The organism is Pseudomonas sp. HY13-MNA-CIBAN-0226, from assembly GCF_040310305.1.
In the GTDB taxonomy this organism is placed as follows: domain Bacteria; phylum Pseudomonadota; class Gammaproteobacteria; order Pseudomonadales; family Pseudomonadaceae; genus Aquipseudomonas; species Aquipseudomonas gregormendelii.
Genome location: NZ_JBEOPS010000478.1, coordinates 1 through 250 on the forward strand (window position 1 = coordinate 1; position 250 = coordinate 250).

The 250-nt window shown below is 69.2% G+C and carries 1 protein-coding gene; it reads left to right on the forward strand.

The features are described 5' to 3' along the window. On the forward strand, nucleotides 1-250 hold a 250-nt coding region (locus tag AAEZ05_RS29580), incomplete at both ends, for a hypothetical protein (protein WP_350650188.1).

The window sequence follows — 250 nt, forward strand, 5'->3', positions numbered from 1 at the left end:
GGCCAGCGCCTGGCAACGCAACACGCCGAGCGGTGGCGCGAGTGGGGCCCGTACTTGAGTGAACGCCAATGGGGCACGGTGCGCGAAGACTACAGCGCCGACGGCGACGCCTGGGCCTACCTCCCCCATGAGCACGCACGCAGCCGCGCCTATCGCTGGGGCGAGGACGGCTTGGCCGGTTTCAGTGACAAGGCCCAACGCTGGTGCCTGGGCCTGGCGCTGTGGAACGAGCGCGATGCAATCCTCAAGG